This is a genomic window from Kistimonas asteriae (genome assembly GCF_018263925.1).
GTDB classification, from domain to species: domain Bacteria; phylum Pseudomonadota; class Gammaproteobacteria; order Pseudomonadales; family Endozoicomonadaceae; genus Kistimonas; species Kistimonas asteriae.
This window is the reverse complement of the sequence record NZ_JAEVHF010000018.1, coordinates 83633-103270: the sequence shown is the minus strand read 5'-3', so window position 1 is coordinate 103270 and position 19638 is coordinate 83633. Positions and strand designations below refer to the sequence as shown.

Sequence of the window (19638 nt, the reverse complement as noted above, 5' to 3'; positions counted from 1 at the left end):
AAGAGCCGTCCAAGACCAGGACGTTGATAGGCTGGGTGTGTAAGCGTTGTGAGGCGTTGAGCTAACCAGTACTAATGACTCGTGCGGCTTGACCATATAACGCCAAAGCGATTTGAACGCCAACGACACAGATCGTTGAGAGTGTGAGCGCAGTAAATTAATCAGATTCCGGAGAGCGTAAAACGTTAACAAACGAGTAAACGTATCACGATCTCAACCCGTTTTGTCTGGCGACCATAGAGTATTGGCCCCACCTGATCCCATCCCGAACTCAGCAGTGAAACGATACATCGCCGATGGTAGTGTGGGGTCTCCCCATGTGAGAGTAGGTCATCGCCAGGCTTTAAATTTCGCAAAGCGTCCAGATGACGGTTTGCTACAGAATTGCTTGACGGCAATAGAGAAGTGGAACCACCCGATTCCATCCCGAACTCGGAAGTGAAACGCTTTATCGCCGATGGTAGTGTGGGGTCTCCCCATGTGAGAGTAGGTCACCGTCAAGCGTCTAAATAAGAAACCCCGTAGCACGTGCTACGGGGTTTTTTGCTTTCTGCACTCTCTAAAAAAACTAGATGCGACTATTGCACGTGAGAGTTTAAAGTCTGCCTATCCTCAGATGGCTTGAATTCATAACTCTGCTAATAGAATGTTTTAGTGATTTCCCGTAGACAGAAACAGGGAGTTACCGGAACAGGCTGACATTGGACTGCCAATGTATTACCCGTGCTTCGAGCCAGTTCCAGAATACCATCACGCTTAGTCCAATCAGGCTGAGTACCAATACCCCAGCAAAAAGAATATCCATTTGCGCCATACTGCCTGCTGCTAGGATCAATGAACCAATACCCTCCTGTGCACCCAGCATTTCCGCAGCGACGAGGACTATTAGTGCGATAGGGGTTGTCAGTCGAAAGGCAAGGAAGAAGCCGGGATACGCGCCTGGCAGGATGATATGTCGAATAATGGTTTTCTTTGAAAGCTGGAAACTCCAACCCATATCCACAAGATTACCTGGCACAGATTTAACGCCCTGGTAAACGCAGAACAGGGCAGGAAAAAGCACGCCTGCCGTGATGGTGATGATGCGTGAGCTATCGCCAATTCCAAACAAAATGATGAACAGTGGAAAAAGTGCGATTTTGGGTATCGGGAAAATCAACGCCAGCCAGGGGATGAATAGATAAAAGAGCCGGCGTGATACAGCTAACAGGGTGCCGAGAGTCGCACCAATGCTTATGCCAAGTAGCCAACCGGGTAGCAATCTCCCTAGTGAAGCCAACGTATGTCGGCCCAGTTCCCCTGATACTAGTAAGTCATAAAATGTTGTCAGTATTTGTAGAGGAGATGGGATTAAACCTACTTCTCTGAACAGGCTGACGCCCTGCCATAATGACAAACCAGCACCCAGGCTCAGCAGTGATAGCAGCCATCCACACTTTTTACCCTCAAACAATGGACGATCTCATTACATGCCGGTCACTGGCCTGCACTTCTTTTCGCAGGTGTTGCCAGATTTCGGATCTTAATTTATCCCGTTGAGCAGGTGATATTGAATCAGGCAAATCCATGCAATGCAGAACCCGTGCTGGCCGTGAAGATAACAGCAACAACTGGTCTGCAAGGTCAAAGGCATCGTCCAGTTGATGGGTGATCAGGATGCGCGTCATTGGCCATTGCTTACAGAGTCGATGATATTCGTCTATCAGTAGTTCGCGGGTCTGGCCGTCTATAGCCGAGAAGGGCTCATCCAGTAACAGAAGCGGTGGGTGAACGGCCATGGCACGCGCAAGTCCTGCACGCTGCTGCATGCCGCCAGACAGCTGATACGGAAATGTATCGGCAAAAGGCAGCAGGCCAGTCAACGTCAAGACTTCTTGAATACGTTCGGTAATGGCATCAGGCGATAAATTATGTGGACGCAAAACCAGCGCAATATTGTCCTGTACGGTCAGCCAGGGAAGAAGGCAGAAGTCCTGAAACACATAGCCTGTAATCAGGGTATGGGGGGCAGGGGTAATACTCCCGGTATCCGGTTGGATCAGGCCTGCGATTAACTTCAACAGTGTGCTTTTGCCGCTACCGGATGGCCCCAGTATGGCCGTCGTTTTGCCTTCTGGAAAACTGATGCAGAGATTGTCCAGTACCATCCGGTTGCCATAGGAAAAACTGAGCTGCTGGACAGACAGTGCGGTGTTAATACGTCTATTCATGGTGTGGTGAAGCTGGAAACCAGTGGTTTATCAATCACCTGATCCAGTGTGACTCGACGGTTGACCATCCCCTGCTCCTGATACCAGCGAAGTTGTTCTTCAACGCTCTTCAAGTCCAGTCGTGCATCAATATCCATATAGAGGGGATAGCGCACCATTTGTTCTGCCGTCATCACAGGGGCGATGAACTGCTGCATGCTTTCGGTCACCTGGCGTAGAGGCTGCTTGCCATCGACAAGGTTCTTGAGATTGGCTTCCGGTGAGACCTGGTTGAAACTTTCATGATAGAGGCGGCTGCCTTTTCGAAAGGCGTGAAGAAATTTCTCCACCGTTTGGCGATCCTGCGTGAGTAGGCGTGATGACACCAGGAGTCCGGTGACCTGCCAGGGGGTTTCTTCACTCACCCAGCCGATGATGTGCCCGTTGTTTTTCTTTTCCATACGGTGTGCCAGCATGCCAGGGACAATCGAGCTGTCTACCCGGTCAGTTGCCAATGCCGTGAATATTTCAGGAAAACTATGCAGTGGGATTGGCTTGATACTGCCAGGCGCAAAGGCATATTTATCGGAGAGTCTACCCGCCGTGAAGTGCAGGGTTGAACCAATATCGGTGACTGCCAGGGTATGACCGGCCAGCTGCCTAGGGTGGTGGAGTCCTTCGCGCCAGACTTTGTTGGAAACGACTATTGCAGAGCCTTCCCAACCGGGCTCTTCCCGGAAGTTGCCAGCTATCATCTTGAGCTTGCCGTGTCCGGCGAGATTGAAGACGGCAGCGGTGATGCCAGTTAGCCCGATATCCAGGTCGTTTGAGGCGACAGCCAGCGCAATTTTCTGGGCTGACGGAAAGATCATAAATTCAGTACTGAGGCCTTCCTCCTGGAAATAGCCGAAATCCTTTGCCAGCTGGAACACGCTACCGGACTGCAGGCTTAAGGTGCCCAGGCGCAGATGGATAGGCTTATCCTTCGCATGGCCAGACTCTGGCAACAAAAGGACTATTCCCAGTAATAGCAGGGAAAACAAGGTTCTGATGGGTTGCAAAGGTGTTCTTACCGCAGTTTTATAGCCATGGAATATCAGGTCTGGACGACAGCGCCACCAGAGTATAGTCTCAATCGGTCAGCTCGCACGGCGCCTGCGGTGCAGCGTGTTTCCCCATAATAATAAGAACATGGAGAACCGGTTATGGCAGAGGAATCCATCCACACGTTTCGTGAGTTTTATCCGTACTACCTGAATGAACACAGTCACCCTGTCTGCCGTGGATTGCATTATGTGGGCAGTCTTCTGGTGCTGGCATTGTTGGCTTATTCCCTGATTGCTGGCGACTTTGTGTGGCTGTTAGCTCTACCGGTTGTCGGCTATGGCTTTGCCTGGGTAGGGCACTTTGTGTTTGAGAAGAATCGCCCGGCCACCTTCCGTTATCCGTTGTACAGTTTCATGGCGGACTGGGTCATGCTGGCTGAGTTTCTATCGGGACGCTCACGGCATAAAACACAGTAATTTGGTAGACTACCGCCATTTCAAACCCTGATGAGTACCTGATGGCTGTTTTCTCTGACGATGAACAACTGGCGTTATGGGAATCCCGTTTTGTGGATTACCTGCGCCACCATGAAACCGATGACCACTCCCACGACCTTTCCCATTTCCAGCGGGTTTGGAAAACCGCCCAGCTGATTATGGCGGAGGATGACCGTCCGATTAATCGCCTGGTCGTCCTGGCGGCCTGCTATTTCCACGATATTGTTTCCCTGCCCAAGGATCATCCGCAGCGTTCGGAGTCCTCCAGGCTGGCAGCGGCGAAAACTCGTGAAATATTGCAGGAACTGGCATTTTCTGAGTCGCTGATTCCGGCTGTGGCCCATGCAGTGGAAGCGCACAGTTTTTCGGCCAATATTCCAACGGAAACGCCGGAGGCGGAAGTGGTTCAGGATGCGGATCGGATGGAGTCACTGGGAGCTATCGGCTTGGCGAGGGTGTTTTATACGTCCGGCAAACTCGGTCGTCATATCTTCAATCCGGAAGATCCCTGGGCCAGCAATCGCGAGCTGGATGACCGGAATTTTGGGATTGATCATTTTCCCCTGAAACTGCTGCGTCTGGCTGATACCATGAAAACCGAAGCCGGCCGGAAACTGGCCAGGCACAATACCGAGTATCTGAATCAGTTCCTGCAGAAACTGGCGAGGGAGCTGGAAGGCGATTACTCCTGCTAACGAGTGCGCAATTTAGTCGATCACCTTGCCCTGGCGACGTTCTTCCGGATGTCGAAACCAGCCCATGCCTGCTTTCAGGGCATGGAAGCCGAATTGCTGGTAAAACGGCATCTGCCCGGGTGAGGTGAACAGGATGATGTTATCCACATCCAGCTGTTCCATCAGATGGCTGACGATGCGTTTGCCGTAACCCTGACGCTGATGGTCTGGCTTTACTGCGATATCACAGAGTACTGCCTGATAAATGCCATCTGAAATGGCACGTCCCAGCGCGATAAGCTGGTTATCCTGAAAAAGCACGCAGGTGGCAAGGCTGTGCTGAAAGGCCTGCTCCAGAAGGGCTGGAGACCGTTCGCCCATGCGGACACGGTGGTAGATTTCTGCGGCCTGATACCAGTCGATATCACGGCAATCGGTCTTGATGACCAGAGACATGGGCTGTACTTCCTGATGACACCAGCACTGCAGACAGTATAGGTGGCTGGCACGGGCGTATCGGGCTGTATTCACCCCCTGTCATTTTGGCTTGGCCAGCCCTTCGCCCATCCGGATTTTACTGCCAGGCTGATGATCTTCGAGCCAGCTGACTACTGGCCAGGAGAACAGAACAATCACGGTGGAACCCAGTTTGAAACGACCCATTTCATCCCCCCGATTCAGGGCAATCGGGGTATCGTCGTAAAATGACCAGGTGACCTCGTGTGCATCTGGCTTGACCTCTCCAGCCCATACGGTCTCCATGCTGCCAACCACCATGGCGCCGACCATGATGACGGCCATTGGCCCGTATTCGGTATCGAAAATACTGATGACCCGCTCATTTCGGGCGTAGAGGTTTTCAACGCTATCGGTGGTTTCCTGATTGACGGAGTAGAGATCTCCCGGGACATAAGCCATTTTTCGTAGCGTGCCGGTTATCGGCATATGAACCCGGTGATAATCGCCAGGTGAAAGGTAAATGGTGCTGAATAGCCCGTTATCGAAGGTGTCGGCCAGGGCATCATTACCCGCCAGCAGGGCTTTCAGGCTGTAATCATGCTGTTTAGCCTGGATGATGCGGTCATTCTCAATCCACCCAATTTGGCTGACGGTGCCGTCTACGGGGCTGCTGACCAAGGATGGATCGTCTGGCTGAGGTCGGGCTCCCTCTTTCAGTGCCCGGGTAAAGAAATCATTGAAGTTGAGGTAATCTTCCGGGTTCTGTAAAGCCGCCTCACTCATATCGATAGTGTTTTTCTTAATAAAATCGCGAATGAGCCAGTTCTTGAGCCAAGGCCACTGTTTTTCCGCCAGAGAATAAGCAATATCGTTAATCAGGTGATGGGGAAGTAACTCCTGTAGGCCTGGTGAGATACGATAAACAGGATCCGTCTGGGAGGGCTCGGCGCCATCAGCATAGAGCGACTGGCAGCAAAGAAGTAACACAATCGTTAGTGTACGCGTCAACCATCGAGTGCCGGACATAATGGGGAATTCCTGTCAGGTGAGTCTTGGGAATTTAGACCCTTGGAATCAGGAAAAGTTACTTAGACCTTTGGTGAGTGCATAAGTGGGAGTAAAGGAAGGACTCGCGGACAGGTAACACCTGCCCGCCGTTATGAGGGAAAACTTAACTGAAGCTGCCGATGGCCTGTCCCATGCGTACCGTATCTCCGGCTTTCAGGTCATCCAGCCAGTTCATCTGGTCCTTACCGAACAGGACAATAGCCGTGGAACCGAGCTTGAACCGGCCCATCTCATCGCCCCGGTTGAGGTGGATGGCTTGTCGACCGGCCTCGGTATAGTTGAAGGCTTTCAGAATTCTGCGTGGCGGTGTCACGACACCGGACCAGACGGTCTCAATGCTGGCGACAATCATGGCGCCGACCAGAATCACGGCCATGGGGCCTTTGTCGGTATCATAGATGCAGACCACCCGCTCGTTTCGGGCAAACAGCCGGGGCAGGTTTTCTGTCGTAGCCTGGTTCACCGAGAACAGGCGGCCGGGTACATGAATCATCTGCCTCAGGGTACCGCCAGCGGGCATGTGCACCCGGTGATAATCCTTGGGGGACAGGTACACTGTGGCAAACTTGCCTTCGGTGAATTCCGTGGCCAGTACGCTGTCACCGCCGAGAAGTTCCGTCAGGCTAAAGTCGTGCCCTTTGGCCTGGTACAGGCGACCGTAGCGAATATCTCCCAGCTGGCTGATGGCGCCGTCAGCCGGGGAAATCACCGCATGGCTGTCGGCAGGCATGGGGCGGGCATCATGCTTGAGCGGCCGGGTAAAGAAATCATTGAAATGGGCGTAAGCCTTGGGGTTTTCCTCCTGCGCTTCACTCATGTCCACGTCATACTGGCGGACAAACCACTGGATTAACGCGTTCTTGAACCAGGGAATCTGGCATTCGGCCAGGCAGTGAGTCGCGCGGGAGATCAGGTGATGAGGCAGGATGGTCTGAACCGCCGCAAACAGGCGGTCGGGTAAGGGGCTGTTGGTACTACTGTTATCTGTCACGGCGGTCTCTGTCATCCGTAGGGCCTTGTCGGCGTGGTTACTTATGCTTGCAGCGGCTCGTGGCGATTGTACTTCAAGCGGTTTCGATCGGGGTATCTGTTCTGTTCCCCCATTCCGACCAGGAGCCGTCATACGCCTTGATCGATGGGTATCCCAGCAATCGGGCCACCAGGTAGGTCAGACCTGACCGGTGATGGCTCTGGCAATGGGTGATGATCTGTTTGTCTGGACTGATACCCAGTTGTGTCAGGGTTTCAGGCAGATCGGTTCTGAGCCGGAAATTGCGCGCGGGATCCATGGTCTGGGTCCATTCAAAATTGATTGCCCCGGGTATGTGACCTCCCCGCATGGAAAAGGTTCGCTCACCACTGTATTCCGCCGATGAACGGGCATCCCAGATCACGGTGTCATCGTCACCCAGGGCCGTGATGATCTGCTCGGCGTGAACTCTGGGGCTTTCGTCAATACTCAGGCTGACCGTGGTTGGTGTCGGAATGGCAGGTGTGGATTGCAGCGGAAAACGCTCCTCCAGCCAGGCGCGTATGCCGCCGTTCAGGTAGGACCAGCGTGTGTGGCCGATCAGATCCAGAGTCCAGATAAACCGGCCGGCCCAGCCACCGCCTTCATCATCATAAACAACAATGTGCTGGTCAGGTTGATAGCCAATGCGTCCGAACAGGGCTTCGAGCTGATTCAGTGCCGGCAGTTTGCCGGTCGCGGGAGGTTGTCCTGATACCAGTTCACCGGGCTGCACATGGATGGCGCCGGGGACATGCATCTGCTGGTATAGCGCCGGATTACAGAGGTCAATAATCAGTAAGTCCTTGCTGCCCAGCAGAGGCTGAAGATCTTCCGGTTCCACCAGAGGCGGCAGGAGAGGCTGGCTGCTCATTATAGTTGTCATTTCCGGGGATTGGATCGGCCTCTGATTGTACTGCAGCCATGGTCTGCTGCAAATATCACGGGTTGCGCTAAAGACGGGATAGACTATTTTTCAGGGCAATCTCACGCAGTGAGGGGCGGGAACACTGACCGACCCCTGTGGTCAGACATCCTGAAGGATGATGAAACAGGCTCCATTACCGGGAGCCTGATTAACAGCAGGTACCCAGCCATGATCAATAAAACCGGTTTCAGACGATTGTTAATATGCCTATTGCTGGTTTTTGTCCCGGTGAGCGTACAAGCCGCAGATTACCTGTTTGCGTTTTTGGGCGGAAATGCCAGGGGCGACCTCTGGCTGGTAGACAGGGCGACAGGGCAGGTATTGCTGACTGAAACGGCGGATTCAAAAACCGTGGCAGAGTACACCGGCCATTACGGCAATATTGCTTTTCACCATTTCACCGATACCGATCAACATGCCGGCTGGCTGGCAGATCACCTGATCCGTAAGGCGTTACCGGAACTTCGGCGACTTGAGCAGAGCGGCCAGCTGGAGGTGACATCACTCTCCTTTTTGTATGCCCTTGCGGGACTGAATGCTGTGGATGGAAAGGCGTCGGGCTATGATCCGGTTGCTGGAAGGCAGGCGCTGCACCAGTTCGAACAGACGGTGGATGCGGCATTTCAAAGTGACGGTCGTACCATCGCTGCGATGTATGGGGTCAGTGACAGCAAGCTGATATTAAAGGCCATGGAGGTGGTTCGGGAAACGTCCGCGGGGCCTGCGGCCGACCTGATGGTTTATGCCGATACCTATGCCATCGGTTTTTACCGTCATGATGGTGATCTACAGATTAAGGAAAGTTTTGCCGATGATCCCGCCAGAACCCCGGCGGGTGGTTTTTTCCAGTTGGGCAAGAACGGTAGCCAGACCCTGTTTAGTGACCAGGGCGAAGAACACCTGGTGGAATCGGTCCGGCAGTTCTGGGGCAAGCAGGGGCGCCATTATACGGACGAAGAACTCCGGCAGCGCTATCAGGATACCAACCGCAATGAGCTCGGTGGCGTGCTGGCAGAGATGGGAGCGAATCCTCTTCTCTGGCAGTTGGATGACAGCGATGTGTCTGTCTTGAAACAACTGGTTTTCGAAACAGCACGGGATATCGGTAAGATGCTGTCTGAGTTAATTCCTGCACCCATCGAAACAGCAACGGCTGTGCAGAAACAACCGCTCGCTATTATTGGCTTCTATGCTGATATCCTGAATGCATCCCCCACGTTTTATCAGGCGCTACGCAGCGGTTTGACCGATCGCTATGAGCCGCGATTGATTCATGGTGGGGAATTAAGCTGGGCGCTGGCGAGAGCGGCTGTCAGGCTATTCAATACGGTGGATGCGGTTCGCTATCCCTGACGGCCTATACTTTCCCACGACAACATGGGGAATCGAGCGATGGATACAACGCAGCAGAACGCCGCAGTCCTGGCGGCAGTGAACGTGGCCAGTACCGAGTGGATGGCAGCGTTTAATCGTGCGGATGCGGCAGGTTGCGCTGCACACTATGAAGCATCGGCGATCATGCATGCGCGCCCCTTCGGTACCTATACCGGGACGACGGACATCCAGGCATTCTGGAAGAAACTGATGGACGATGGATTGGCTGATGTGGCCTACAGCAATACGCAGATTGAAGTGCTGGATACTCAGAGTGCAGTGCTCACGGCAGACTGGACAATGAATAAGGCTCAGGGCGTTATTCACAGGGAGCTATGGGTTCTACAGTCTGATGGCACGGCCAAGCTCCGAGAGGATGATTTTGAAGCGCAATAACGTCCTGTTATAAAACAGTCAGCCGAATAATCACGATTATTCGGCTGACTGTCCCTTGCGATAGCTCGCGATTAATCAGTTGCCTTCCTCAAGTGATCGCACGATATGACGCCAGGATGCCATGCGCCGTGGTGTGATATGCCCTTCTTCCAATGCCTGGTGGATAGCACAGCCGGGTTCCTGTTCATGGCGGCAGTCCCGGAACTTGCAGTGACCAATGAACGGATGAAACTCCCGGAAACCATGGATGACCTCATCGGCATCCATATGCCAGAGGCCAAATTCCCGAATCCCGGGAGAGTCGATCAGCATCCCGCCATCCGGCATATGAAAGAGGTGGGCTGCGGTGGTTGTATGGGTGCCTTTACCGGTACTTTCTGACAATTCGCCCACTTTGGCGTTAATGCCGGGCATCAACAGGTTAACCAGGGAGGATTTTCCCACGCCGGATTGGCCAACAAAGACGCTGGTATGGCCTTGCAAGAGCGACTTCAGTGCGTCCAGCCCATGATCTGTCACAGTAGAGGCTTCCAGCATTCGGTAGTCGATATCGCGATAGACCTTTAAAAGGTCATCCCTTATTGCCGTTGTGTTGGTGTCATCCAGCAGATCCGTTTTGTTCAGCAGAATGACCGGTTCAATGCCCACAGACTCGGCTGCTACCAGGTAGCGGTCAATTAAATTACCATGGGGTTCCGGAACCGGGGCAATCACCAGCACAATGTAGTCAATATTGGCGGCGACAGGCTTTAACTGGCCCCGCTGGTCGGGACGCGCCAATTCACTGGTTCGGGGCAGGTGGGCGACAACCACGCCGGTTTTATCCTTGCCAGGCCGCCAGACGACCCGGTCACCGGTCACCAGGGTGGGGAGGTTGGCTCGCAGATTACAGCGAAAGGTATTGCCAGGCTCTCTAGGTGGCTCTATATCAAGCTGTACGCCGTAGTGTGCAATCACTAACCCTTCTGTCTCCGTCCCGAGATCAGTGGCGTTCAATTGCTCCAGGCTGCTCTGTTCACGGCGTGCAGCGCGCTCTGCACGTTCATCCTGGATTTTTTTTATGCGCCAATTTTGTCTGCGGTTCAGTCTTCGTTTTGACATGGTTTAGACTGTATGAAGATACGCCAGATTTTCAGATGGGCAGGCACGGAGCCTGAGGAAGTATGGCAGATACAGGGACATGTAGTTTGCATGGTGCCAAAAGTGCAGATTATGATGAACCATCGATTATGAATCAACTCAAGACCTGATAGGCAGTTTAATGGTACAAGCAGACAACCTGGTGTGGATTGATCTGGAGATGACCGGGCTTGACCCGGACACCGATCGTATCCTTGAGGTCGCGACGATCATCACCGACGGTGAGCTCAATGAGCTGGCGGTCGGCCCGGTCATTGCGGTGCACCAGCCAGACTCGGTGCTGAATGCAATGGATGACTGGTGCATAAAAACCCATGGCCAGACCGGCCTGACCGACCGGGTCAGGAAAAGTACCATCACGGAACAGGAAGCAGAAAAGCAAACCCTGGATTTCATCCGTCAATATATTGACCCGCGGGTCAGCCCGATGTGCGGTAACAGCATCGGCCAGGACCGCCGTTTCCTGCATCGTTTCATGCGTGATCTCCACGATTATTTCCATTACCGCAATATTGATGTCAGCACCGTGAAAGAACTCGCCCGCCGCTGGCGTCCCGATGTGTTGAATGGTGTGGTCAAGACCGGATCGCACAAGGCGCTGGATGATATCCGCGAATCCATTGCCGAGATGCGCTACTACCGCGAACATTTCATTAAGATTAACTGATCCCTCAAAGGCTGGTTCTCCAGCCTTTTTTATGCCGGTGTTTTTCCCTGCGGTTTCCTCTTTCCCCTTGCTTAATGCCCGGTGACACTGTTTTACAGACTCTTTACGCAAGTCCCTCCCCGTGTTCAGGTAAGGTTCAGTGACCCTCCCGTATTCTTGTTCCCGAGTTCAGACGTAATAACACACCCGCTGGACACGGCATCATCAGAACAGGCAGTCCCTGACAGTGCCAGCCAGCAACAAAGAACAGACGAGGAGAACCACCATGAAAAAAATTGCAGCCATTGCTCTTGCCGGTATTACTGCTATGAGTGTTGCTACTGTACAGGCCGATACGTTTGTCGGATTGGTAGCGGGTTCCCACAGTGCGGACATGCAGACTCCCAAGGGGCTGAAAGGCACCAACAACAATTTCGACAATATCATCAAGAATGATGGCATGTATGGCATCCGTGTAGGTCAGCAGAACGATGGCTACCGGTTCTATGCAACCTACGACAATGCATCCAACAGTTATCGTCAGTACAAGGCGCGTCAGGAGAATCTGACAGTATCTTTGGACAAGACCTTTGATATTGGTTCTGGTGGAACTCAGCTGTTTGCCGGTGCAACAAGCGGTATCACCAAGTTGACTCATGAGTCCAAGGGTGTGAGCCGTGACAGTGATATGGGTTACGCCATGGGGCTGCAGGCCGGTATCGTACAGCAGCTGAGTTCCAACTTCTCAGTAGAGGGTGGCTATCGTTACATGCGTCATAATGCCAAGGTTGACGTCAAGGACCGTGTGGAGGGCAATGTGGGTTCATCCAAGCTGAAGAGCTCTGACACCTGGTTCCTTTCTGCCAACTACCACTTCTGATTGTGTCATCGACCGGGCTTGTCAGACAGGCCCGGTTACTTTTATTCGCTTAACCTGTCTTCACGACAGAGGTATCATTCAAACGTTGTCGTTTATAGGGGCGCAGTCATGAACGTATTGCTGGTGGAAGATGATGACCTTCTGCGTCACCACTTGGGGTATCAGCTGGAGAGCTTGGGGTTTCGTGTTTACGCGGCGCCGGAGGCGCGGGAAGCCTTGTTTTTCAGTGACGAATACGCTTTTGATGTCGCTATTATTGACCTGGGCCTGCCCGGGATGGACGGCATCGACCTGATCAAAACCCTGCGTCAACGAGGCCGTACCTATCCCATCCTGATTTTGACTGCGCGTGGGAACTGGGAGGACAAGGTCAATGGCCTGGAAGCGGGGGGCGATGACTATGTCGTCAAGCCATTCCAGTTTGAAGAGCTCAAGGCCAGGCTGAATGCATTGATTCGTCGTGCGTCGGGCTTTAGTCATCCAAAAATTTCAGCGGGTCCCTACCGGCTGGATCTGTCCGCCAAGAAAGCCTGGGTCGGTGAAACCGAGCTGGTGCTGACGGCGTATGAATACAAAATCCTTGAATACCTGATGCGTCATGACCAGCAGGTGGTGTCCAAAACCAGTCTGATGGAGCAGCTGTATGCGGACGATGACCGCGACAGCAATGTGCTGGAGGTGCTGGTCGGCCGGCTGCGACGCAAATTGTCCCAGGCGGGAGGAGAGAGCCCGATTGACACCATTCGGGGGCAGGGGTACCTGTTCACGCTGTCATGTTCGTAGGACGCTCACTCAAATTCCGGGTATTGCTGGCATTCGGTGTCGCCATGATCCTGGTTTGGGCGGTTAATGCGGTCACGGACATTGAATCGTTCAAGAACTTCATGTTCGATACGACCAAACGACAACTATCATCAGACGCCAACGTGCTACTGACGGCTGCACGTATCAGAAATGGCCAGCTGGTCATGCCGCGAGAGCTGCCGGATGAAAAGTTTAACCAGGTGGAATCCCGGGTGCTTGGCATGATCTACAGCAAAAAGGGGGAGCTGCTCTGGCGTTCCCGCTCCACGCTGGATGAACCACTGCCCTATCAACCGGTTTATAACGAGCATGAGAATTTCTTCGATCTGGTTGAAGGGGAGGATGGCAGTTACTTCGTCTACGACATTGACCTGGTGTTAAAAACCGGCAGTGAATCCATGCCCCTGATTTTTGTCACCATCAAGCCTGCCCTGGAATATCAACAGAATTTACGGTACTTCAAGCACGAACTGCTGTTCTGGTCGGCGGTTCGCGGTGTTGTGATGCTGCTGGTTCTCTGGCTGGCCATGTACTGGAGTCTGATCCCGATCAAGCAACTGGTAGCGCGATTACGTGCTATTGAATCCGGTGAAAATGATCAGCTGACAGGAGACTATCCCCTGGAGATCGCCCGGCTGACCAACGCACTTAATCGCCTGTTACGTAATGAACAGCGTCAGAGGGAGCGGTATCGCGATACCATGGCGGACCTTGCCCACAGCCTTAAGACACCATTAGCTGTTTTGCAGAGCACCGGTAATACCCTGCACATGCAGCGTGAAACGATTACCCAGCAGGGGCTGGCGGAACTGGAAGAAACCATTGATGAACAGGTGCAGCGGATGAACCAGATTGTGGGTTATCAGTTGCAGCGTGCAGTGACACGTCATCGGTCATTGATCAGAAATCAGGTGTCCGTCGCGAAGAGTGTTGAACGTATTCGTAATACGCTGGACAAGGTGTATCGGGATAAGCAGGTCCAGGCAGACATCCAGGTCAGCGATGATTGCCTGTTCACCGGGAACGAACAAGACTTGATGGAAGTCATGGGCAATCTGCTTGAAAATGCCTGGCGCCTGAGCCTCCAGAAAGTCAGGGTCAGTGCCCATGTTGTCAGAGATCGTGAAGCTGGCCGTCAGGACAAACGACTGGAGCTGGTTATCGAAGATGATGGTCCCGGCGTACCGGAAGATCGTCGTGATGTAATCCTGCAGCGCGGTGTCCGGGCTGACAGCCGGACACCGGGGCAGGGATTAGGGTTGGCAGTGGTGCTTGATATCATTGAGCATTATGACGGCACCCTGACCATTGATGACTCTGATCTGGGCGGCGCACTGTTTGGTATAACGCTCGCTTGCTGAACGTTATCAGATTGTCATGATGGGGGTTACTGATCTTCTCGGGCCATGATGAGTGCGCCAGACAACGCATCGCCCTTTGGGGCGACTAAATAAGGTGTCATCGCTTCTGGTAGCCAGGGACGTATAAAACCACTGATACCTCCGACCAGCGCACACTGTTTGACACCTTTATCGAGCAATGCACGGATCATGGCTGCGGCATCCTCTGCTGCTGCCTGTAACAGCTGTATGGCCATAGAATCCTGTTTATCTGCATAGTCAAAGACAACCGGTGCGAAAGCACCATAGTCTCTGGGCAGGGCATGCGTCTGCCAGGCAATGACAGCTTCGGGCGAATTATCGAAACGGGCCATCAGAGCGGCACATAGTGGTGTTGCAGGCACAATGCCCTCGTGGGCTCGCAAGGCATAGCTGAGCGCATCCAACCCCAGCCGGGCACCACTGGCATGGTCTGACACAGGAAAGCCCCAACCACCGACACTGCCAGCATCGTTGTCACGAATCCAAAAACCGCAAGAGCCGGTGCCCATGATCAGGATGGCGCCATTGCCTCCGTCAAAGGCGCCAAGACAAGCGGTATAGGCATCGCTCCGCATCACAAGGGAAGCAAAGGGGAAGCCCCACTGCATGACCGCATTACGTTCATTGGCGTGGTTGATGCCGGCCAAACCAAAGCCAGCCGCAATACGTTGCATGTCGTTTTCCTGCAGGCCTGCTTGCTGCAGGGCCTGCCGGGTCGCCAACAGAATATTGTGACAGGTCTGGTCCAGACCGAAACGTGGATTGGCAATGCCGGTCAACCCTTCACCGAGCACCTGTCCAGTACCATCGCAGAGACGGGCACGGCAGGAGGTACCGCCACCATCAATACCCAGAAACAGTTTTTCCGTCATGACCTGTGTTCCGATTGTTGTTTTGTCTGTCCTGTGTCGTGAGATCAGTGAATAGCCAGACAGTTACGGCAAACTTGCCATGATGTGACGGGGAAGGTAAAGCCAGAACGTTGAGATTAATGCGGAATGGTATGTTATCTGTCGTGTATACCCGCTGCGCTGTTTGTAATCCCAATGCATTTTTTTCATGTTGCAGATGCGGCTTACGTAGTCGGGGAGGCTATCTCGGATAGAGAAAGCAGAACCGTTGATGATGTTTCTTGCAGGGAATCAATAATCTGGATTTTTGGAAATAAATCGGTCGGGTGTTCTAGCGACATCTACACTCGATGGATGATGTCGACTGGCAGTAACGCGCAGGGGCTGGCCATGCATACCATCTTGATCACCGGGGCAAACCGTGGGCTTGGACTGGGTTTTGTCCGCCATTATGCGGCGCAGGGAATGACGATTATTGCCACCTGTCGTGAACCTGAACAAGCGACAGAGCTTCAGGCGCTGGCGGAACAGTTTTCCCACATTGCCATTGAGGCGCTGGATATCTGTGACTATGACGCGGTAGCCAGGCTGTCAGAAAAGTATGCGGATTATTGTATTGATATTCTGATCAACAATGCGGGCATTCTCCAGTCAGTTGATACCGCTTATGACGCAGAAGTTTGGCTGAAGTCGCTGGAAACCAATGCGGTTGCACCAATGATCCTGACACAGGCGTTCCTGCCACAGGTAAAGCGCAGTGCCATTCACAAGGCTGTCTTCATCAGCAGCAGCTACGGGAGTGTTGAACTGACGACAGCGGAAGGCAGTATCTATTACCGAAGCTCAAAAGCGGCACTGAACATGGCGGTCAGGCGTTTTGTGCTGGATTATACCTATCTGGAACTCACGGCGGTGTGCCTTTGTCCTGGCTGGGTGCGCACGGATATGGGCGGGGTGAATGCGGAGTTGTCAGTCGATGACAGTGTTGCTGCGATGGTCACGACGATTGCGGGCCTGGAGTCTGAACACCATGGCCAATTCCTGAATCAATATGGCGATTTTGTTCCTTGGTAATTATCCATGATGATCTGACCACGTTATGTATGACGGGTGTTGTGTAGCCATACATAACGTGAAATCGATACATTGGCAGGCCGTTATAAGTGGGCAAAAGAGGTACTGGTAGTTGATGCCTTGCTGCCATGTTTGTTTAGATAGGCGATGCTTCTTTCAAGATCATCCGCCAGCATCATTGCCATATCCATACTCGTGCCATTACGGATCATAATTCGCTGTATGGTTTCTGTTTCCCGGCCAAGAGGCATTTTATAGGATGCAATCTGCCAGCCCCGCATACGAATATGGTCGCTTAGTTCATACAGGGTGAAAGGGCTCGCCGCTTCGTCCTGTAATGTGTAACAGAGTCCGGGGATGCCATTGCTACCATCATAAAGTATGGTGAATGGGCCCATCGCTTCGATCCGTTTCGTTAACGCTTTGGCGACGTCACGGCAATTGTTGTGGATGCTGAAGTACCCTTCCCGTCCAAGACGCAGGAGATTGTAGTACTGGGCAACGATCTGCCCCCCTGGACGACTGAAATTCAGGGCAAAGGTCGGCATATTGCCGCCAAGGTAATCGACATTGAATATCAGCTCTTCAGGTAAGTCTGCCGCATGTTGCCAGACGACCCAGCCAACACCGAGTGGACTGAGTCCAAACTTGTGGCCGGATGCATTGATGGATTTCACCCGGGGCAGGCGGAAATCCCATACCAGATCCGGGTCAATGAATGGGCAGAGAAATCCGCCACTGGCGGCATCAACATGCACTGGAATATCCAGGCCTTTGGCCTGTTGCAGCCGATCCAGTGCTTCACAGATCTCTTTGACTGGCTCATACGCCAAGGTGTAGGTCAGGCCCTGGGTGGGCACGACACCGATGGTATTTTCATCGCAGAAGTCAGCAATCTGATCCGCCGTGATGCCGACTTCATTTTTCTTGACCGGTATCTGGCGTTGTTCGACATCGAAATAGCGGCAGAACTTGTCCCAGCAGATTTGTACTGGTCCGGTGACAAGGTTGGGTTTATCGGCTGGCTTTCCTTCTGCCTGACGCTTCAGCCGCCATTTCCATTTCAGCGCCAACCCACCCAGCATGGCCGCTTCACTGGAACCCGTTGTTGAGCAACCGATCGTGGTTGCGGATTCCGGTGAATTCCATAAGTCCGCAAGAATATGCACACAGCGTTGTTCAATTTCGGCCGTCTGTGGATATTCATCCTTGTCGATCATGTTCTTGGTGATGGACAGGTCCATCAAGTAGTGGATCTCTTCTTCGACATCGGTCTGGCAGAAGGTGGCCAGGTTCATCTTGGCATTGCCGTCGAGCAGCAATTCATCCCGAATGAAATCCTTGATAAAACGTGGACTCGTACTTTTTTCCGGCAGTTTGTATTTGGATAGCGGCTCCAGGTCCACATTGGATCCAAAGCTGGTGGCGAAAACATTTCCTTCGGCGGAGCGATGATGGAGAGGCATGATAGCTTCCTGTTGATTTTTAACAATAATGCGGTCGATAACGGACAGGTGTTTATTGGTCAGAGACCTGTCGCCAGGAAGGTTTTTTGAACATATCAATGACAAAGGCCATGCCGGTAAAGACTACCGTACCGACTACGACAATCATCACGTAGGTATTTGGGCTGCCAATAGGCAGGTTATTGGGCGGGAAAAATGAAACAATGAAAGCAAACAATACGCCAAGAAAACCCAGTCCGCCGATGCAGATCATGCCGCCGTTACCGCCAGGTACCTTGTAGGGGCGTTCCATGTCTGGTTTGGTGAAACGCAGACGGATGGCGGCCGCATACATCATCATGTACATGATCAGGTACAGGGAGATGGTCATGACGCTGATCAGGAAAAAGGCGACACTGACGTTGTCAAAGATAAAGTAGATACACGACAGAATAGTCACCAGGATTCCCTGCAGCAGCAGGATATTACTCGGAATACCCTGTTCGTTAGTTTTGGCCAGTATGGGGGGCAGATGACCGAGACGGGCAGTCCATAGAAGGCCTTTGCTGGGGCCGCTGATCCACGACATGACCCCGCCCAGGGCACCGATCGCCAGCAGAGCGCATAGCAGTCGGTTCCAGTCTGCCAGTCCAACCTTGCTGAGCATGATATGAGTGGCAGCCATCAGGCCGGATTGCAGATCAATGTCATTAGCAGGCATAACAGCCGCGATCGCAAGAGAGCCCAAGGTAAACAGGACAAAGATAATCAGGGCGGAGATCAACATGGCCAGGGGGAATTCGGTTTTCGGGTTGGCCATCTCATTCGCGTGCACAGCATGGACTTCAACCCCGGCAAACAGCAGGATGATGCCGCCGAGAAAGGCAATGTTGCCGAAGCTGTTGAACTCGGGCCAGAACCGGGGGTGAACCTTGCCCCCCTCCAAGGCAACTAGTCCTGCATCCTTGGTGGTCAAATGCTCGAATGCAACGGGATTTCCCTGATCTATCCAGATCAACGCCAGAACGATGACGACGATACCGGGCAGGATGGTACCTATCAGGAAGCTGCTGCTGGTGACCTTGGCGATCACATCCGTTCCCTTGAACGTCAGCCACGTGGAGAGCCAGTAGAAGATGATACAGAAGATACCGACATAATAGCGTTCGTTCGCCAAGTCCGGCCGTGCTATGAGGTAAGCAATGCCCGCTGCGGCAAACGACATGACGGTAGGATACCAGACGACATTCTGTATCCATTGCAGCCAGATGGCGATGAAGCCGGCACGGGGGCCGAACGCCTGTTCAACCCACGTATAAACGCCGCCGCCCTGGCTTGAAAATGCACTGCCCAGTTCGGCGGAAACCAGGGCGGCAGGTAACAGGAACATAATGGTGGCGAAGCCGATATAGAAGAACATGGTCAGTTCTTCTTTTGCCATCATCGGCAAGCCTCGGAGACTGATAACCGCAGCAGCCGTCATCAAGGCGATGGACATGATCGATAATCGTTTTTCAGGCTTGCTGGATGCTGTGGTCATAATACTGTTCTTGAGAAAGGATGTGATTGGGAATAGGGAAATCTGACTGCAAGAAGGCTGATTACAAGAGGCTAGCGTTAAGTAAACCGGTTATGTTGGCAGTCCACCGTAATGAAATGCGACCGCCGATCTTCCACACTGCATTAAAAATAGCTGAATCTTTCTCGTTATTTCTCAGGAACAGGCTTTTTTCTAGAAGAATAAATACTAATAAATGACAGTAGACGGTTATTTG

General features: G+C 52.8%; 20 protein-coding genes and 3 rRNA genes. 12 read left to right on the top strand and 11 right to left on the bottom strand.

Annotated elements, in window-relative coordinates; all coding sequences use genetic code 11:
• From KHS78_RS18245 to rrf (KHS78_RS18235), 3 genes are all read left to right on the top strand, one after another.
• A 23S ribosomal RNA gene (locus KHS78_RS18245) occupies positions 1-96 on the top strand; the annotation flags it as partial.
• Positions 97-226: 130 nt separating this feature from the next.
• Positions 227-342, top strand: a 5S ribosomal RNA gene (gene rrf / locus KHS78_RS18240).
• A 45-nt stretch (positions 343-387) separates the two neighbouring features.
• A 5S ribosomal RNA gene (gene rrf / locus KHS78_RS18235) occupies positions 388-503 on the top strand.
• Positions 504-682: 179 nt separating this feature from the next.
• Here the strand turns inward: rrf (KHS78_RS18235) and KHS78_RS18230 are convergent.
• The 3 genes from KHS78_RS18230 to KHS78_RS18220 are packed head-to-tail and all read right to left on the bottom strand — an operon-like array spanning position 683 to position 3250.
• Positions 683-1453 (bottom strand): ABC transporter permease, encoded by a 771-nt coding sequence (locus KHS78_RS18230; RefSeq protein ID WP_211830073.1) that lies wholly within the window; start codon positions 1451-1453, stop codon positions 683-685.
• Positions 1446-2210, bottom strand: a complete 765-nt coding sequence (locus KHS78_RS18225) for an ABC transporter ATP-binding protein (RefSeq protein ID WP_211830072.1) — start codon at positions 2208-2210, stop codon at positions 1446-1448. The genes KHS78_RS18230 and KHS78_RS18225 overlap by 8 nt, the downstream gene beginning before the upstream one ends.
• Positions 2207-3250 carry an ABC transporter substrate-binding protein gene (locus KHS78_RS18220; RefSeq protein ID WP_211830071.1) on the bottom strand — a complete coding sequence of 348 codons (1044 nt, stop codon included), beginning with the start codon at positions 3248-3250 and terminating at the stop codon, positions 2207-2209. The genes KHS78_RS18225 and KHS78_RS18220 overlap by 4 nt, the downstream gene beginning before the upstream one ends.
• A 144-nt stretch (positions 3251-3394) precedes the next feature.
• On the opposite strand from KHS78_RS18220, the gene KHS78_RS18215 reads away from it, so the two are divergent.
• Both KHS78_RS18215 and KHS78_RS18210 read left to right on the top strand, forming a co-directional pair.
• Entirely contained in the window at positions 3395-3712 is a 318-nt protein-coding gene (locus KHS78_RS18215) for an Mpo1-like protein (protein ID WP_211830070.1), read from the top strand.
• A 41-nt stretch (positions 3713-3753) separates the two neighbouring features.
• A complete protein-coding gene (locus KHS78_RS18210; RefSeq protein WP_211830069.1) occupies positions 3754-4428 on the top strand; it encodes a phosphohydrolase in 675 nt (224 codons plus the stop codon).
• Between the two features lie 12 nt (positions 4429-4440).
• Here the strand turns inward: KHS78_RS18210 and KHS78_RS18205 are convergent, their stop codons facing one another.
• From KHS78_RS18205 to KHS78_RS18190, 4 genes are all read right to left on the bottom strand, one after another.
• A complete protein-coding gene (locus KHS78_RS18205) occupies positions 4441-4863 on the bottom strand; it encodes a GNAT family N-acetyltransferase (RefSeq protein ID WP_211830068.1) in 423 nt (140 codons plus the stop codon).
• An 81-nt stretch (positions 4864-4944) separates the two neighbouring features.
• A complete protein-coding gene (asd, locus tag KHS78_RS18200) occupies positions 4945-5892 on the bottom strand; it encodes an archaetidylserine decarboxylase (protein WP_211830067.1) in 948 nt (315 codons plus the stop codon).
• A gap of 145 nt (positions 5893-6037) precedes the next feature.
• Entirely contained in the window at positions 6038-6940 is a 903-nt protein-coding gene (gene asd / locus KHS78_RS18195; protein WP_211830065.1) for an archaetidylserine decarboxylase, read from the bottom strand.
• 58 nt (positions 6941-6998) lie between these two features.
• Positions 6999-7817: a sulfurtransferase gene (locus KHS78_RS18190; protein WP_211830063.1), complete on the bottom strand. Its 819-nt coding sequence runs from the start codon at positions 7815-7817 to the stop codon at positions 6999-7001.
• Between the two features lie 222 nt (positions 7818-8039).
• On the opposite strand from KHS78_RS18190, the gene KHS78_RS18185 reads away from it, so the two are divergent.
• Together KHS78_RS18185 and KHS78_RS18180 are read left to right on the top strand one after the other, a co-directional pair.
• Positions 8040-9224 (top strand): hypothetical protein, encoded by a 1185-nt coding sequence (locus KHS78_RS18185; protein ID WP_211830062.1) that lies wholly within the window; start codon positions 8040-8042, stop codon positions 9222-9224.
• A 39-nt stretch (positions 9225-9263) separates the two neighbouring features.
• Complete coding sequence (locus KHS78_RS18180; protein WP_211830061.1) at positions 9264-9641, top strand: nuclear transport factor 2 family protein; 378 nt, start codon at positions 9264-9266, stop codon at positions 9639-9641.
• Between the two features lie 75 nt (positions 9642-9716).
• On the opposite strand, the gene rsgA is transcribed toward KHS78_RS18180, so the two are convergent.
• The gene (gene rsgA, locus KHS78_RS18175) at positions 9717-10742 is read right to left on the bottom strand and encodes a small ribosomal subunit biogenesis GTPase RsgA (RefSeq protein ID WP_211830060.1); all 1026 of its coding nucleotides are present in this window, start codon (positions 10740-10742) and stop codon (positions 9717-9719) included.
• A gap of 160 nt (positions 10743-10902) precedes the next feature.
• On the opposite strand from rsgA, the gene orn reads away from it, so the two are divergent.
• The 4 genes from orn to KHS78_RS18155 all read left to right on the top strand — a co-directional run bounded on the left by orn (position 10903) and on the right by KHS78_RS18155 (position 14472).
• Complete coding sequence (gene orn, locus KHS78_RS18170) at positions 10903-11448, top strand: oligoribonuclease (protein ID WP_211830059.1); 546 nt, start codon at positions 10903-10905, stop codon at positions 11446-11448.
• 265 nt (positions 11449-11713) lie between these two features.
• Positions 11714-12307, top strand: a complete 594-nt coding sequence (locus KHS78_RS18165) for an outer membrane beta-barrel protein (RefSeq protein WP_211830058.1) — start codon at positions 11714-11716, stop codon at positions 12305-12307.
• A 108-nt stretch (positions 12308-12415) separates the two neighbouring features.
• A complete protein-coding gene (locus KHS78_RS18160; RefSeq protein WP_211830056.1) occupies positions 12416-13090 on the top strand; it encodes a response regulator in 675 nt (224 codons plus the stop codon).
• Entirely contained in the window at positions 13081-14472 is a 1392-nt protein-coding gene (locus KHS78_RS18155) for an ATP-binding protein (protein ID WP_211830055.1), read from the top strand. The genes KHS78_RS18160 and KHS78_RS18155 overlap by 10 nt, the downstream gene beginning before the upstream one ends.
• A gap of 26 nt (positions 14473-14498) precedes the next feature.
• Here the strand turns inward: KHS78_RS18155 and KHS78_RS18150 are convergent, their stop codons facing one another.
• Positions 14499-15365, bottom strand: coding sequence for a glucosamine kinase nucleotide-binding domain-containing protein (locus KHS78_RS18150; RefSeq protein ID WP_211830054.1), 867 nt, complete (start codon positions 15363-15365; stop codon positions 14499-14501).
• Between the two features lie 369 nt (positions 15366-15734).
• Between KHS78_RS18150 and KHS78_RS18145 the strand changes: the two genes are divergently transcribed.
• Positions 15735-16418, top strand: coding sequence for an SDR family oxidoreductase (locus KHS78_RS18145; RefSeq protein WP_211830053.1), 684 nt, complete (start codon positions 15735-15737; stop codon positions 16416-16418).
• An 83-nt stretch (positions 16419-16501) separates the two neighbouring features.
• Here the strand turns inward: KHS78_RS18145 and gad are convergent, their stop codons facing one another.
• Both gad and KHS78_RS18135 read right to left on the bottom strand, forming a co-directional pair.
• Complete coding sequence (gene gad / locus KHS78_RS18140; protein WP_211830052.1) at positions 16502-17884, bottom strand: glutamate decarboxylase; 1383 nt, start codon at positions 17882-17884, stop codon at positions 16502-16504.
• A 52-nt stretch (positions 17885-17936) separates the two neighbouring features.
• Positions 17937-19403, bottom strand: coding sequence for an amino acid permease (locus tag KHS78_RS18135; RefSeq protein ID WP_246506664.1), 1467 nt, complete (start codon positions 19401-19403; stop codon positions 17937-17939).
• Positions 19404-19638: the final 235 nt, after the last annotated feature.

Excerpts from the sequence above, each read along its gene's own strand:
- rsgA (WP_211830060.1), bottom strand. The coding sequence starts at position 10,742 with ATGTCAAAACGAAGACTGAACCGCAGACAAAATTGGCGCATAAAAAAA.
- KHS78_RS18165 (WP_211830058.1), top strand. The coding sequence starts at position 11,714 with ATGAAAAAAATTGCAGCCATTGCTCTTGCCGGTATTACTGCTATGAGT.
- KHS78_RS18210 (WP_211830069.1), top strand. The coding sequence starts at position 3,754 with ATGGCTGTTTTCTCTGACGATGAACAACTGGCGTTATGGGAATCCCGT.
- KHS78_RS18205 (WP_211830068.1), bottom strand. The coding sequence starts at position 4,863 with ATGTCTCTGGTCATCAAGACCGATTGCCGTGATATCGACTGGTATCAG.
- asd (WP_211830067.1), bottom strand. The coding sequence starts at position 5,892 with ATGTCCGGCACTCGATGGTTGACGCGTACACTAACGATTGTGTTACTT.
- KHS78_RS18180 (WP_211830061.1), top strand. The coding sequence starts at position 9,264 with ATGGATACAACGCAGCAGAACGCCGCAGTCCTGGCGGCAGTGAACGTG.
- KHS78_RS18135 (WP_246506664.1), bottom strand. The coding sequence starts at position 19,403 with ATGACCACAGCATCCAGCAAGCCTGAAAAACGATTATCGATCATGTCC.
- orn (WP_211830059.1), top strand. The coding sequence starts at position 10,903 with ATGGTACAAGCAGACAACCTGGTGTGGATTGATCTGGAGATGACCGGG.
- KHS78_RS18185 (WP_211830062.1), top strand. The coding sequence starts at position 8,040 with ATGATCAATAAAACCGGTTTCAGACGATTGTTAATATGCCTATTGCTG.
- gad (WP_211830052.1), bottom strand. The coding sequence starts at position 17,884 with ATGCCTCTCCATCATCGCTCCGCCGAAGGAAATGTTTTCGCCACCAGC.
- KHS78_RS18145 (WP_211830053.1), top strand. The coding sequence starts at position 15,735 with ATGCATACCATCTTGATCACCGGGGCAAACCGTGGGCTTGGACTGGGT.
- KHS78_RS18155 (WP_211830055.1), top strand. The coding sequence starts at position 13,081 with ATGTTCGTAGGACGCTCACTCAAATTCCGGGTATTGCTGGCATTCGGT.
- asd (WP_211830065.1), bottom strand. The coding sequence starts at position 6,940 with ATGACAGAGACCGCCGTGACAGATAACAGTAGTACCAACAGCCCCTTA.
- KHS78_RS18160 (WP_211830056.1), top strand. The coding sequence starts at position 12,416 with ATGAACGTATTGCTGGTGGAAGATGATGACCTTCTGCGTCACCACTTG.
- KHS78_RS18225 (WP_211830072.1), bottom strand. The coding sequence starts at position 2,210 with ATGAATAGACGTATTAACACCGCACTGTCTGTCCAGCAGCTCAGTTTT.
- KHS78_RS18190 (WP_211830063.1), bottom strand. The coding sequence starts at position 7,817 with ATGAGCAGCCAGCCTCTCCTGCCGCCTCTGGTGGAACCGGAAGATCTT.
- KHS78_RS18150 (WP_211830054.1), bottom strand. The coding sequence starts at position 15,365 with ATGACGGAAAAACTGTTTCTGGGTATTGATGGTGGCGGTACCTCCTGC.
- KHS78_RS18215 (WP_211830070.1), top strand. The coding sequence starts at position 3,395 with ATGGCAGAGGAATCCATCCACACGTTTCGTGAGTTTTATCCGTACTAC.